This window comes from Mesorhizobium sp. M7A.F.Ca.MR.245.00.0.0, assembly GCF_003997415.1.
Classification (GTDB): Bacteria; Pseudomonadota; Alphaproteobacteria; order Rhizobiales; family Rhizobiaceae; genus Mesorhizobium.
Genome location: NZ_RZTE01000010.1, coordinates 47,960 through 61,267, shown reverse-complemented (window position 1 = coordinate 61,267; position 13,308 = coordinate 47,960). Strand labels below are relative to the sequence as shown.

10 protein-coding genes are annotated in these 13,308 nt (G+C 64.0%); 4 read left to right on the top strand and 6 right to left on the bottom strand.

Going from position 1 to position 13,308, the window contains the following annotated elements; translation table 11 throughout:
* Positions 1–10 precede the first annotated feature (10 nt).
* Together hpaE and EOB80_RS13325 are read right to left on the bottom strand one after the other, a co-directional pair.
* Positions 11–1,528 (bottom strand): 5-carboxymethyl-2-hydroxymuconate semialdehyde dehydrogenase, encoded by a 1,518-nt coding sequence (hpaE, locus tag EOB80_RS13330; protein WP_127328037.1) that lies wholly within the window; start codon positions 1,526–1,528, stop codon positions 11–13.
* Positions 1,529–1,539: 11 nt separating this feature from the next.
* Entirely contained in the window at positions 1,540–1,926 is a 387-nt protein-coding gene (locus tag EOB80_RS13325) for a 5-carboxymethyl-2-hydroxymuconate Delta-isomerase (protein ID WP_127266759.1), read from the bottom strand.
* A gap of 214 nt (positions 1,927–2,140) precedes the next feature.
* Here EOB80_RS13325 and hpaR point away from each other — a divergent pair, with 214 nt between their 5' ends.
* Entirely contained in the window at positions 2,141–2,536 is a 396-nt protein-coding gene (gene hpaR, locus EOB80_RS13320) for a homoprotocatechuate degradation operon regulator HpaR (RefSeq protein WP_127276380.1), read from the top strand.
* A 91-nt stretch (positions 2,537–2,627) separates the two neighbouring features.
* Here hpaR and EOB80_RS13315 read toward each other — a convergent pair whose 3' ends face one another.
* The 4 genes from EOB80_RS13315 to EOB80_RS13300 form a co-directional block, all read right to left on the bottom strand.
* On the bottom strand, positions 2,628–3,743 hold the full coding sequence (locus tag EOB80_RS13315) for an aminomethyltransferase family protein (RefSeq protein ID WP_245466356.1): 1,116 nt from the start codon (positions 3,741–3,743) through the stop codon (positions 2,628–2,630).
* Positions 3,744–3,812: 69 nt separating this feature from the next.
* The gene (locus EOB80_RS13310) at positions 3,813–4,589 is read right to left on the bottom strand and encodes an ABC transporter substrate-binding protein (RefSeq protein WP_127320873.1); all 777 of its coding nucleotides are present in this window, start codon (positions 4,587–4,589) and stop codon (positions 3,813–3,815) included.
* A gap of 125 nt (positions 4,590–4,714) precedes the next feature.
* The gene (locus EOB80_RS13305; RefSeq protein ID WP_127328033.1) at positions 4,715–6,472 is read right to left on the bottom strand and encodes a hydantoinase B/oxoprolinase family protein; all 1,758 of its coding nucleotides are present in this window, start codon (positions 6,470–6,472) and stop codon (positions 4,715–4,717) included.
* A 1-nt stretch (position 6,473) separates the two neighbouring features.
* Positions 6,474–8,558, bottom strand: a complete 2,085-nt coding sequence (locus EOB80_RS13300; protein ID WP_127328031.1) for a hydantoinase/oxoprolinase family protein — start codon at positions 8,556–8,558, stop codon at positions 6,474–6,476.
* A 219-nt stretch (positions 8,559–8,777) separates the two neighbouring features.
* Here EOB80_RS13300 and EOB80_RS13295 point away from each other — a divergent pair, with 219 nt between their 5' ends.
* The 3 genes from EOB80_RS13295 to EOB80_RS13285 all read left to right on the top strand — a co-directional run bounded on the left by EOB80_RS13295 (position 8,778) and on the right by EOB80_RS13285 (position 13,254).
* Positions 8,778–9,605: a ferredoxin--NADP reductase gene (locus tag EOB80_RS13295; RefSeq protein WP_127320870.1), complete on the top strand. Its 828-nt coding sequence runs from the start codon at positions 8,778–8,780 to the stop codon at positions 9,603–9,605.
* 153 nt (positions 9,606–9,758) lie between these two features.
* Positions 9,759–10,808, top strand: coding sequence for a deoxyribose-phosphate aldolase (deoC, locus tag EOB80_RS13290; RefSeq protein ID WP_127328029.1), 1,050 nt, complete (start codon positions 9,759–9,761; stop codon positions 10,806–10,808).
* A gap of 73 nt (positions 10,809–10,881) precedes the next feature.
* The gene (locus tag EOB80_RS13285) at positions 10,882–13,254 is read left to right on the top strand and encodes an aldehyde dehydrogenase family protein (protein WP_127328027.1); all 2,373 of its coding nucleotides are present in this window, start codon (positions 10,882–10,884) and stop codon (positions 13,252–13,254) included.
* Positions 13,255–13,308: the final 54 nt, after the last annotated feature.

Here is a 13,308-nt window from a genome sequence, read left to right as displayed (position 1 = left end):
TTTCCTCCGGTCAGCCGCCGAGTTTCTGGATCGCGTGCGCCGTCGTCGCAAAGGCTATGTTCTTCGTCTCCATGTAGAAGTCGAAGGAATGGTCGCCGCCGTCGCGGCCGATGCCGGAATTCTTGACGCCGCCGAACGGTGTCGGCAAATGGCGCACATTCTCCGAATTGACCCAGATCATGCCGGCATCGAGCGCGTCGGTGAAGCGGAAGGCGCGGGTGACGTCCGAGGTCCAGAGATAGCCGGTCAGGCCGTATTGCGTGTCGTTGGCCAGCGCAAGCGCCTCGGCCTCGTCGTTGAAGGGAATGGCGCTCAGCACCGGCCCGAAAATCTCCTCCTGCGCAATGCGCATGCCGTTGGTGACGTTGGTGAACAGTGTCGAGCCGACATAACAGCCGCCGCCCGGCCCATCGACCTTGCCGCCGCCGACGGCGAGCGTGGCCCCCTCCGACCTGCCGATGTCGATATAGGACAGCACCTTCTTCTCATGCACCGGATGGATGAGCGGGCCGACCACCGTTTTCGGATCGAGCGGATGGCCGACGACGATGCGCTTCGCCCTCTCCGCGATTTTGGCGGTGAAGCTTTCATAGATCGAAGCTTCGACCAGCAGTCGCGACGACGAGGTGCAGCGTTCGCCATTCAGCGAATAGATCATGAATACGGCGGCGTCGGCGGCGCGTTCGAGATCGGCGTCGGCAAAGACGATCACCGGGTTCTTGCCGCCAAGCTCGAAATGCACGCGCTTCAGCGTGTCGGCGCCTTGTTTCATGATCATCGAGCCGGTACGGCTCTCGCCGACAAAGCCGATCGCCTTGATGTCGGGATGCTCGGTCAACGCCTTGCCGGCATCTTCACCCAGGCCGTTGACCAGGTTCCAGACACCCTTCGGCAGACCGGCCTCCTCGGCGATCTCGACCAGCAGGCGGGCGGTCAGCGGCGAAAATTCAGCCGGCTTATGAACCACGGTGCAGCCGGCCGCCAGCGCCGGCGCGATCTTCCAGGTCGACAGCATGAACGGCGTGTTCCACGGCGTGATGATGCCGATCGGGCCGATCGGAACGCGTGTCGTGATGTTGACCTGGCCGGACGTCCGCAGCGTCTCGCCGTCTCGGGCTTCGGGTGCACGGTCGGCGAAGAAGCGGAAATTCTCGGCACCCCGCAACGCCGCCTTGGCCATGAACTTCAGCGCCTGGCCGGTATCCATGCATTCGACGAAGGCTATCTCCTCGGCACGCGCCTCGATCGCGTCGGCGATTCTGTGCAGCAGCTTCTTGCGCGCTTCGCCCGGCATGGCGGCCCAGGCCGGAAACGCAGCCTTGGCCGCCCTGGCGGCGCGGTCGATGTCGGCGGCTCCGCCGCGCGCGACCTTGGCCAGCGGCTTCAGGTCGACCGGCGACAGCGTTTCGAATGTCGCGCCGTCGAGCGCCGGTACCGCCTCGCCGCCGATCTGGTTCAACACGCCATCGCGCCTGAAGCGGTCCATATAGGCCTCGGCCTTGTTCAGATTGCCTTGCAGGTCGGACATGTCGGGTTCCGTCACTTGCCGCGCAGTCGCGGGTGGATTGCGTTTCTCTTCCAACTCAGCTCCGGGTCGATTTCCCGGATCTCGAGCGACAGGGCGAAATGCGGGGTCTCGAACAGCCCGGCGAGATATTCGCTCACCGCCGCGAAGACGGCTTCGCCGGTCCGCTTCTTCTCATCAGGGCTTCGGCCGGTGCCGATGCGAAACGACATGTCGAGAAAAGCGTTTTCCGGCAGACTGTCGGCCATCGCGTAAGCCTCGGCGCGAAAGGCCCGCACCCGCACGGCGCCGGTCTCGAACAGCCCGGTGTCCAGCACGGTGCGCAACACCAGCGCGCACAATTCGCCCATGTCGACCTTGGCATCGAGATTGGCTGAATACTCGATGGAGAAGTGAGGCACGGCGTTTCCCTGGTCTATTGCTTTTGTTGTAGTTAACGCGTTAATTACATGCAACGCCGACGAAGTCAAGTCTTGCATCGGCCTTGGCGCAACGATACGGGATGGCAGGAACGGGCCCTGGCAGGCGGATTCGGCTGAGGGAAGGCCTGTTTTCGATCGCAAGCGTGGGAGGCTCTTTTTCTTGCTGCCTGAAAACACCCGTCGTTCTCTGCCAATGGCGCTGCTTCATGCCCGCGAAGCGGTGATGGCGCGGTTTCGGCCGATGCTTGCGGCGCATGACGTGACCGAACAGCAATGGCGCGTGCTGCGCGTGCTGAGCGAAGCCGGCCCGGTCGAGGCGACGGAACTCGCCGACCGCGCCTCGGTTTTGCCGCCCAGCCTGACGCGCATCATCAAGGCGCTCGAGGGCCGCAAATTCATCACCCGCAACAAGGCCGAAGGCGACGGCCGACGCGTCGTTCTAACCATTGCGCCCGCCGGTTCCGCCCTGATCGACGCCCTGTCGCCGGAGCGTCGCGTCATTTATGACGACATCGAACAGCGCTTCGGCCACGAAAAGCTCGAGCAGTTGCTCGATCTGCTGGAGACGCTGATCGATGGCGAGAGCTGATCGTTCCGGCTACCTCAGAAGTTTCGACGGTCGCTTGGGTTGACGGCCCCGCATACCTTGGAAATGGCCGAAACACCCGAAGGGGGGTCAGCTAACCTCGCAACCTCGCCCCTTCCGGATCGAAGAACGGTATCGGAGCCACCACCGCACGCTTCGGCTTACCACCGATATCAATGCTCAATTCGGTGCCGACAGCCGTGAAGGGCAGCCGCAGATGCGCGGTGGCCAGCACCTTGCCGAGGGAATAGCCGTGGTCGCTGTAGGTGACGATGCCGGCGTCCTCGCCATCGGCCAGAATCCTGGCATCGGCCGCGGCCGGCTTGTCGCCGTCGAGGATCAGTCCGACCCATTGCTCGTCGAGGCCCTTGTCGCGAACCTTGAGCAAAGCTTCGCGGCCGATGAAATCGCCCTTGTCGAACTTGATCCAGCGGTCGAGGCCGACATGGAACGGGGTGCGGGTCTCGTCCATGTCGATGCCGTGCGCCGGATAGGCCTTTTCCAGGCCCAGCGTGAACATCGCCAGCACGCCATAGGGTTTCAGGCCAAAGTCACGGCCGGTGCGCATCAGCGCGTCCCAGAGAGAGGCCGCCTCGTCGGCCGGCACGAACAGTTCGAAGCCGAGTTCGCCGGTGACGCCGGTGCGCGAGATCAGTACTCTCGTGCCGTTGATATGGCCCGACGTGAACGACCAGCGCTTCAGTCCATCCAGATCGGCATCCGCGATCAACGCTTTCAGCAGTTCGCGCGAGCGCGGACCCTGGATGGTCGGGAAGGCGATGGCCGCCGTGATGTCGGTGACATAGGCCTTGCGGCCCTGAGCGTGATGCTGCAGCCAGGGCAGCATCTTCAGGCGGTTGACCGAGCCGGTCACCAGCATGAAGTGCTCCGGGCCCAACCGAAACACGGTGAGGTCGTCCATGATGCCGCCATCCTCGCGGCAGACCGTGGAATAGCGGACCTGGCCCGGTTTCATGGCAGCGGCATTATTGACGATGACATGGTTGACCAGCGCCTCGGCCTCCGGCCCCTTGATATCCATCTTGCCCATGGTGCTGAGATCCTGCACGCCGACATTCCTGCGGGTGTTCAGGTGCTCGTCGGCAATGCCGGAATAAGTTTTGGCCGAGATGAAATCGCCCCCGACACGACCCATGGTCGCGCCCAGCCCGACGATGCTGCTGTAGAAAGGGGAACGCCGCTCAGCCAAGGAAGTCTCCATCGTTCAAGAAAAACGGCAGCGCCAGGCAGCGCTGCCGGAAGGCATCTGTTGTCGTTCTCAGCTGCCGTAGACGTCGAAGGAAAAGTATTTGTCGTTGATTTCCTTGTACTTGCCATTGGCGCGCAGCGCGTCGATGGCCGCATTGAGCTTGTCGGCCAACTCCTTGTTGCCCTTCTGCAGGGCGATGCCGACGCCCGGGCCGTGTATGGCCGGATCGGCCGTCAGCGTGCCGAGCAGCTTGCAGCAGGCGCCGTCTGGCTTCTTCAACCACTCGGTCAGGATGATCGAGCCGTCCATCATCGCGTCGAGGCGGCCATTGGCCATGTCGGTGCGGGCATCGTCGCCCGTCGGATAGGCCTTGACCGTCGAGCCTGCATATTTCTGGTCGGCGAATTTCTGGTGGATGGTCGCGGTCTGCACGCCGAGCGCCTTGCCTTTCAGATCGTCCGGCGAGGTGCCTGATATGGTCGAATCCTTGGGCACGGCGATGGCCGGCGGCGTCTGGTAGTATTTGTGGGTGAACTCGACCTTCTCGGCCCGCTCGGGCGTGATGGTGATGTTGATGATGGCGTCGAACTTGCCGGCCTGCAGCGCCGGTATGGAACCATCGAAATCCTGCACGCTGAACTCGCACTCGGCCTTCATCTCGGCGCATAGCGCCTTCCCCAAGTCGATGTCGAAGCCGCCCAGCGTGCCGTCGGCACTGGCGTAATTGAAGGGCGGATAGGCGCCCTCGGTGCCGATCCTGAGTTTTTTGTCCTGGGCGGAGGCGGCGCCCGTGGCAAGGGTGAGAGCGACGGAAGCGGCAAGCACGAAACGACCGAAAAGACGCATGTTCGAGTTCCCCGTTGAAAGCGGGAAGTCTACGGGCTTTCATGATCCCGGCGGAGACGGAAACGACATGCGCTGCGGCGATCGCGGCGCGGCGAGCGGACCAAGCCCTCACGATTGGTCGTGCGTTAGCCGGCGCGCTGCTTGTTCGTCGCTGTCCGGTCGATGCCGAGTTCGCCTGCCGAGAGGACAACGCCAAATTTTTCGTTGGCTTCCTCGACCGTATAGTAACCCAACGCCACGTCGCGCAGCACCAGATCCGGATCGCGCTGCAGCGGATCGCCGTAGCCGCCACCGCCCGGCGTGCCGACACGCACGCGGTCGCCGGCCTTGAGCGCGATGTCCTGCTCCTTGGACAAATGCGGCGGTACATGTTCCTCGCCGTTGCGGAAGACGGTCACCGTGTTGACCGCGCCATCCCTGCCGCCGAGTGCGCCTTGGGGGCCGAAACGGCCGTGATCCATGACGAAAGAAGCACGGGCGTCGCCGCGCAGGATTTCGACCTCATAGGCGAGGCCGAAACCGCCGCGATGCTTGCCGGCGCCGCCTGAACCTTCGCGCAAGGCATAGTGGCGGTAGAGCACCGGGAATGCCTGTTCCATGATCTCGACCGGCGGCGATTTGGAAATGCCGATGGTCGAGCAGCCATTGGTCAGTCCGTCATGGCCTGAATTTCCGCCGTAACCGCCGCCGGAGATCTGGTACATGACGTAATCGCGACCGCGCGCCGGGTCGTTGCCGCCGAGCGCGAAATTGCCGCTGGAGCCGGCGGGCGCCGCCGTCACCTTGTCCGGCAACGCCTGCACCATCGCCGCGAACACCGCTTCGGCGATGCGCTGCGACACTTCAGCCGCGCAGCCCGAGACCGGGCGTGGATATCTGGCGTCGAGGAAAGTGCCTTCCGGCCGCTTGACTTCAAGCGGTTCGAAGGCACCGGCGCTGATCGGCACATCAGGGAAAATGTGGCGCATGGCGAGATAGACCGACGACAAGGTCGTCGCCAGCACACTGTTCATCGGCCCGGCGCAGGGCTTTGACGAGCCGGTGAAATCGAAGGTCAGCGTATTGCCCTGTTTCTCCACCGCGAGCGCGATGGTCAGCGGCTCGTTGACCACCCCATCGGAATCGACAAACGCCTTGGAATGGTAGGTGCCGTCGGGAATGGCTGAGATGTTGGCGCGCATCTGCTCGGCCGCGCGGCGGCGCAGTTCGGCGATCGCCTCGACAACCGTTTCATCACCGTAACGATCCAGGATCCCATTGAGCCTGTCCTGACCGATCAGCAGTGCCGCAGCCTGGGCGCGGATGTCGCCGATGCGCTGGTCGGCGACACGGATGTTGGAGCAGATGATGGCGTAGATCTCCGGATCGAGCACGCCCTTCTTGAACAGTTTTACGGGCGGCAGTCGCAGGCCTTCCTGCTCCACGGCAGTCGCCGAGGCTGAAAATCCGCCCGGCACCGAGCCGCCAATGTCGGGCCAATGGCCGGTATTGGACAGCCAGCAGAAAATCTTGCCGTCCCGGTAGACCGGCATGGCAAAGCGCACATCCATCAGATGCGTGCCGCCGAGATAGGGATCGTTGACGATGTAGATGTCGCCCGGCTCCGGGGCCAAGCAGCGGCCATCGGCGATCATCTCGATCACCGTCCTGGTCGAATATTGCATGACGCCGACGAACACCGGCAGGCCCTGGCTGCCTTGCGCGATCAGCGAACCATCGACGGCCGAATAGATGCCGTCGGAGCGGTCATTGGCCTCGGCGATGACAGGCGAGAAGGCGGCGCGCGAGAAGGTCAGGTCCATCTCGTCGCAGACCTGCTGGAGTGCCGCCTGCAGGACCGAAAGGGTGATGGCGTCGAGCTTTGCCCTATCAAGATTTGGCATCTCAGGCCTCGCCAATGTCGATGATGATGTTGCCGTCGGCGTCGCTGCGTGCGCGGTCGCCGGGCTCGAGCACGGTGGTGGCATCCATCTGTTCGAGGATCGCCGGCCCTTCGATTTCAGCGTCGAGCGGCAGTTTTTCGCGCGCGTATACCGGCGTGTCGTGCCATTGGCCGGCGTACCAGACCGGCCGGATCTCGCGCCGCGCCTCGTCGAGCGTTGTCGCGCGCCCCGCCGGGTCGATCAGCCGCGACAGGTCGATCGCCGGACGCACGCCGGTCACCGAGGTGTTGAGATTGACGAGGTTGGCGCGGATTTCCGGAAGCTCTACCTTGAAGCGGGCGAAATAGGCCTTTTCGAAAAGCTGCTGCAGCGTTCCCCGCGTCACCGAGGAAGACGGCAGTGCCACGTTGATGATGTGGGTCTGGCCGACAAACTGCATGTCGGCGGAGTGCGTGACGCGGATCGTCTCCGGCTTCACCGCTTCCTTACCTATCAGCTCTTCACCTTCGTTTCGGTGGCGTTCCAATACAGTGTGAAGCTGTGTTTCGTCGAGCACCGCCACCGGCTGGTTGATGGTGTTGACGAAGTCATGGCGCAGGTCAGCGACGACGCAGCCGAGTGCGTTGGTGATGCCCGGACGCGCCGGCACCAGCACCTTGGGCAGGCCGAGTTCGCGTGCCAGGGCCGTTGCGTGCAGCGGGCCGGCGCCGCCAAAGGCGAACAGCGCGAAATCACGAGGGTCATGGCCGCGCGACACCGAGACCATGCGGATGGCGCCCGCCATCTTCATGTTGCCGAGCCGCAGCACCGCGCCCGCCGCCTCGACGCCGGACAGGCCGGTCGCCTTGCCTATCTTGTCTTCGAAAATGCCGGTGACGCGCTCTGATGTGACGGGATTTTGGACCGCCAGCAGCTTCTTCGGCGCCAGCCGGCCGAGCACCAGATTGGCGTCGGTAATGGTCGGCTCGAGGCCGCCGCGTCCGTAGCAGATCGGGCCGGGATTGGCGCCGGCACTTTCCGGACCGATCTGGATCAGGCCGGCCGCATCGACGCGGGCGATCGAGCCGCCGCCGGCGCCGACCGTGTGCACCGCCACCATCGGCACATGGATCGGCATCGCATATTCGATCTCGATCTCGTTCGACACTGCCGGCTCGGCATTGCGGATCAACGCCACGTCGGTCGAGGTGCCGCCCATGTCATAGGTGACGAGGTTTTCGAAGCCGGCGCGTTTTCCCGTATAGGCGGCGGCGATGACGCCCGAGGCCGGGCCGGACATGACCGTCTTGGCCGATTCACGTGTGACGAAGCGGGCCGAGATCATGCCGCCATTGCCGTTCATGATCAGGAAGTCGCGGGCATAGCCTTTGGCGGCCAATTCCTTGCGCAGCCGCTCGACATAGCGCTCGAGGATCGGCTGCACTGAGGCGTTGACCGAAGCGGTCACGCCGCGTTCGAATTCGCGCGCTTCCGACAGCAGCGCATGGCCTGCCGTGATGTAGCCGTTCGGCCAGAGTTCGGTGGCGATTTCGACGGCGCGCCGCTCATGTGCCGGGTTGGCGTAGGAATGCAGGAAATGGATGACCAGGGATTCGCAACCGGCCGCTATCAGCGTCTGCACTGCGTCGCGCATCTCGGTCTCGTCGAGCGGCGTGCGCACCGCGCCCGATGCTTCGACGCGCTCCGAGACTTCGAGCCTGAGATTGCGCGGAATGATCGGCACGAAGCTGCCGGTCATGCCATAGGCCTGCGGCCGCGTGCGCCGGCCCAGTTCGATCACGTCGCGAAAACCGCGCGTGGTGATCATGCCGGTTTTCGCCAGCCGGCGTTCGAGCACCGCATTGGTGGTGGTGGTCGTGCCATGCACGATGAGGTCGATGCCGCCGATCGGAAATCCGGTGGCGCCGAGTGCCGAAACCACACCGAAAGCTTGGTTGTCCACCGTGGTCGGCGTCTTGGCCAGATACACCCGGCCGCCGTCGCTTCCGTCGATCAGGAGCAGGTCGGTGAAGGTGCCGCCGACATCGATACCGGCGACGACATTTCCCCGGGAATTGCGCGCTTGCGCCGAAATATTCTCTTCCATCGTCGAAACCCGAAATGCGCGACTACGGATATGCGCCAGTTTGGAAAGCTGTTTTAAGGGAGCATCTTGACGCAAATATCGTTTGTATACTAATAAATTCCGGACACAAGAGCTTGCCGCTTTGCAGTGTGCGAACAGCCCGCCGGGATCTGAATGGTCCGGGCGTGCAGGTGAAAGTTTGGCGCCCGCGTCCACGGTTGGGCCAGAAGGTTGGATTTGATGAACACCACATCCGCTCTCAACACCGCCGGCGCCCGACCGCTGCAGTTCCCGATTCCGGCCAACGTCTATGCCGAAACCGTCGTCTCGGTGAAGCACTATACCGATCGGCTGTTCTCGTTCCGCATCACCCGTCCGCAGTCGCTGCGCTTCCGCTCCGGCGAGTTCGTCATGATCGGCCTGCCCAATGCCGAGAAGCCGGTGTACCGCGCCTATTCGGTGGCGAGCCCGGCCTGGGACGAGGAGCTGGAATTCTTCTCGATCAAGGTGCCGGACGGTCCGCTGACCTCCGAGCTGCAGAAGATCCAGGTCGGCGACACGGTGATCATGCGCCAGAAGTCGACCGGCACGCTGGTGGTCGACGCGCTGACGCCGGCCAAGCGGCTGTTCATGATCTCGACCGGCACCGGCATCGCACCTTTCGCCAGCCTGCTGCGCGACCCCGACACCTACGACAAGTTCGATCAGCTGATCCTGACCCATACCTGCCGCGACAATGCGGAACTCACCTACGGCCAGGAGCTGGTCGCGGCGTTGGAAAGCGACCCGCTGATCGGCGAACTGACCACTGGACGCGTCACGCTCTACAATTCGACGACCCGCGAGGACTCAGCGCGCATGGGCCGCATCACCGCGCTGATCGGCTCCGGCAAGTTCTACAGCGATCTCGGCATCGACAAGCTCAGCCCGGAAACCGACCGCATCATGATCTGCGGCTCGATGCATATGCTGAAGGACGTCAAGGAACTGGCCGAAAGCCTCGGCTTCGAGGAAGGTTCGCTGAGCCACCCGGCGACTTTCGTGGTCGAGCGCGCTTTCGTCGGCTGAGCCGCACCTGACATCTCGAAGTCTGCGTTTTTGACCACACGGTCAAAAACTGCTGCTTTCGCCGCCTTTTTCGGATATCACCGTCTGCAGGACTCGTGAAGTACGACTTCACGGGCTATCTTCGGCACACGTCGCTGAATGAAAGGGCAGGAGATGAGCAGCACAATCCGCGAAGCCGATGTTGGCTCGTCCAAGGTGACGCCGCTGCCGGCGCGTGCCGCCGCCAACACAGCCGTTCCACCGGACCATCGCATTGCGCGCAATCCCGGCATGAAGCTCGATCTCGGCTTCATGGAATCGGTGCGCAGCGTCAACCGCTCGGCGCTGGAACGGCGCGTCGCCAGCTTGACCAAGCGGCGCTCTATAAAGGCCGACAACCAGGCGGCCTGGCTGCTGCGCGCCGTCGCCTGCATGGATTTGACGACGCTGAATTCCAACGACACCGAGGAGCGCGTGCGCCGGCTCTGCGCCAAGGCGATCAATCCGTTCCGCCGCGACATTGTCGAGGGCCTCGGCATATCAGGTGAAACCATCCGCCCGGCCGCCGTCTGCGTCTACCATCCTTTCGTCACCACCGCGGTTGACGCCGTGCGCGGCACCGGCATCCATGTCGCCGCCGTCTCCACCGCCTTCCCGCATGGTCTGGCACCCCTGTCGACCCGCCTGCAGGAAATCGAAGCCTCGGTCCGCGACGGCGCCGACGAGATTGACGTCGTCATCCCGCGCGGCCTGGTGTTCGGGGCCAAGTGGCGGGAGCTTTACAACGAGATCGTCTCGATGCGCGCCGCTTGCGGTGACGCGCATCTGAAGGTCATCCTCGGCACCGGCGATCTCGCCACGCTGCGCAACGTCATGCTGGCCTCGATGGTGGCGATGATGGCGGGCGCCGATTTCATCAAGACCTCGACCGGCAAGGAAAGCGTCAATGCGATACTGCCCGTCGGCCTCGCCATGGTGCGCGCCATCAGGGCCTATTTCGAGGAAACCGGCTATCTCATCGGCTTCAAGCCGGCCGGCGGCATTTCCACCGCCAAGGCCTCGCTCGACTGGCTGGTGCTGATGAAGGAAGAGCTCGGCCGGCCATGGCTGGAGCCAGACCTGTTCCGCTTCGGCGCGTCGAGCCTCTTGACCGACATCGAGCGCCAGCTCGAGCACCATCTGACCGGACACTATTCGGCCAATCATCGCCACGCGATGGCTTGAGCGCACCACCCCCACCCCGATCGGCTTCGCCGATCGACCCTCCCCACAAGTGGGAGGGTGAAGGAGGCACCTGATGAACATCCTCGACCGCTATCACGCCATGGAGTACGGCCCGGCGCCGGAAGCCCGCAACGAGGCCGATGCATGGCTTGCTGCTCGCGACTTTTCCAAGGCGCTGTTCATCGGCGGCGACTGGAAGGCCGCTTCCGTCGGCAAGACCTTCGAGACCAGCGAGCCGTCTTCCGGCAAGCTGCTGGCCAAGGTCTCGGACGCCAACGCCGCCGATATCGATGCGGCGGTTGCGGCGGCCACCAAGGCGCTGCCGAAGTGGTCGGCATCCTCAGGCTATGTCAGGGCCAAGGTGCTTTATGCCATCGGCCGCGCCATGCAGCGCCACCAGCGCCTGTTCGCAGTGCTTGAGACCATCGACAACGGCAAGCCGATCCGCGAAAGCCGCGACATCGACGTGCCACTGGCGATCCGCCATTTCATCCACCATGCCGGTTGGGCGCAGGCGCTGGACAAGGATTTCCCCGGCCACAGGGGTGTCGGCGTGGTCGGCCAGATCATCCCGTGGAACTTTCCGCTGCTGATGCTGGCCTGGAAGATTGCGCCGGCGCTCGCCGCCGGCTGCACCGTGGTGCTGAAGCCGGCCGAATTCACGCCGCTGACATCAATCCTGTTTGCCGAGATTTGCGAACGCGCCGGCGTGCCGAAAGGCGTCGTCAACATCGTCCAGGGCGGCCCTGAGGCCGGCGTCGCCATCGTCAACCATCCCGGCATCCAGAAGATCGCCTTCACCGGCTCTTCCGAGGTCGGCAAAATCATTCGCAAGGCGACCGCCGGCTCGGGCAAGAAACTGTCGCTGGAACTTGGCGGCAAGTCGGCCTTCATCGTCTTCGAGGATGCCGATCTCGACAGCGCCGTCGAAGGCCTGGTCGATGGCATCTGGTTCAACCAGGGCCAGGTCTGCTGCGCCGGTTCGCGGCTTTTGGTGCAGGAAGGCATCGCCGACGCCCTGATCGCCAAGGTCAAGACGCGGATGAGCCGGCTGCGCGTCGGCAGCCCGCTCGACAAGAACACCGATATCGGCCCGCTGGTCGACTTGACCCAGCTTGACCGCGTCAAGGGCCTGGTTGCCGAAGGTGCCAGGCAGGGCGCCGTCTGCTGGCAGCCGGATGCGGCGCTGCCCTCTTCCGGCTACTACCATCTGCCAACGCTCGCCACAGGTGTTTCGCCGGCTAACATCTTGGCGCAAGAAGAGGTGTTCGGCCCTGTTCTGGCAACCATGACCTTCCGCAACACCGAGGAAGCGATCGAGCTGGCCAACAACACGCGCTACGGCCTCGCCGCCTCGGTGTGGAGCGAAAATATCAACCTCGCTCTGCACGTCGCGCCCCAATTGAAAGCCGGCGTGGTCTGGGTCAACGGCACCAACATGTTCGACGCCGCCTGTGGTTTTGGCGGCTACCGCGAGAGCGGTTTCGGTCGCGAGGGCGGGCGCGAGGGCATGTTCGAGTACCTCTCGGCAAAGCTGCCGCTCGGCCCGCTCATCAAGCCGGCGACGATCTCCGCACAGCCGGTCGAGCAGGCCGACGGCTCGGCAATCGACCGCACGGCAAAGCTGTTCATCGGTGGCAAGCAGGTGCGACCGGACGGCAATTACTCGCTCGCCATCGCCACCGCCAAGGGCAAGCTTGCCGGCGAAGTTGGGCTCGGCAGCCGCAAGGATATCCGCGATGCCGTCTCTGCCGCCCGCGGTGCCAAGGCCTGGCCGGAGGCGACCGCCTATAACAGGTCCCAGGTGCTCTATTATCTGGCCGAGAATCTTTCCGGCCGTGCCGGCGAGTTCGCCGCCCGTCTCACCGAATTGACCGGCGCTACGCCCAAGGCCGCGCGGGAAGAGGTAGAACAATCCATCGAACGGCTGTTCCTCTATGCCGGTCTGGCCGACAAGTTCGAGGGCCGCGTGCACCAGCCGCCGGCGCGTGCCGTGACGCTGGCGCTCCATGAACCGGTCGGCGTCGTCGGCATCGTCGCCCCCGATAGCTCGCCGCTGCTCGGCCTGATCTCGCTGGTCGCACCGGCGCTGGCCATGGGCAACACCGTGGTTGCGGTGCCGTCGGAGCGCTACCCGCTGCTGGCCACCGATCTCTACCAGGTCATCGAATATTCCGACATTCCCTCAGGCGCCATCAACATCGTCACCGGCCGCAGCGCCGAACTCGCCGGCGTGCTGGCCAAGCATGACGATGTCGACGGGCTCTGGGTATTCGCCGATGCCGAGACCTGCGCCAAGGCCGAAGCCGAGTCCGTCGGCAACCTCAAGCGCGTCTGGAGCGGCAATGGCCGCGGCATCGACTGGGCATCCGACGAAGCCGCCGGCGACGCCTTCCTGCGCCGCGCCGTTGAGGTCAAGAATGTCTGGGTGCCTTACGGCGATTGATGTCCCGCCGGTGCTGTGAGACCCGTGTTCGGGGTTGACGCACGGACAGATGTT

Coding starts and splice junctions, on each gene's coding strand:
- EOB80_RS13285 (WP_127328027.1), top strand. CDS start 10,882: ATGAACATCCTCGACCGCTATCACGCCATGGAGTACGGCCCGGCGCCG.
- hpaR (WP_127276380.1), top strand. CDS start 2,141: ATGGCGCTGCTTCATGCCCGCGAAGCGGTGATGGCGCGGTTTCGGCCG.
- EOB80_RS13295 (WP_127320870.1), top strand. CDS start 8,778: ATGAACACCACATCCGCTCTCAACACCGCCGGCGCCCGACCGCTGCAG.
- EOB80_RS13305 (WP_127328033.1), bottom strand. CDS start 6,472: ATGCCAAATCTTGATAGGGCAAAGCTCGACGCCATCACCCTTTCGGTC.
- hpaE (WP_127328037.1), bottom strand. CDS start 1,528: ATGTCCGACCTGCAAGGCAATCTGAACAAGGCCGAGGCCTATATGGAC.
- EOB80_RS13300 (WP_127328031.1), bottom strand. CDS start 8,558: ATGGAAGAGAATATTTCGGCGCAAGCGCGCAATTCCCGGGGAAATGTC.
- EOB80_RS13310 (WP_127320873.1), bottom strand. CDS start 4,589: ATGCGTCTTTTCGGTCGTTTCGTGCTTGCCGCTTCCGTCGCTCTCACC.
- deoC (WP_127328029.1), top strand. CDS start 9,759: ATGAGCAGCACAATCCGCGAAGCCGATGTTGGCTCGTCCAAGGTGACG.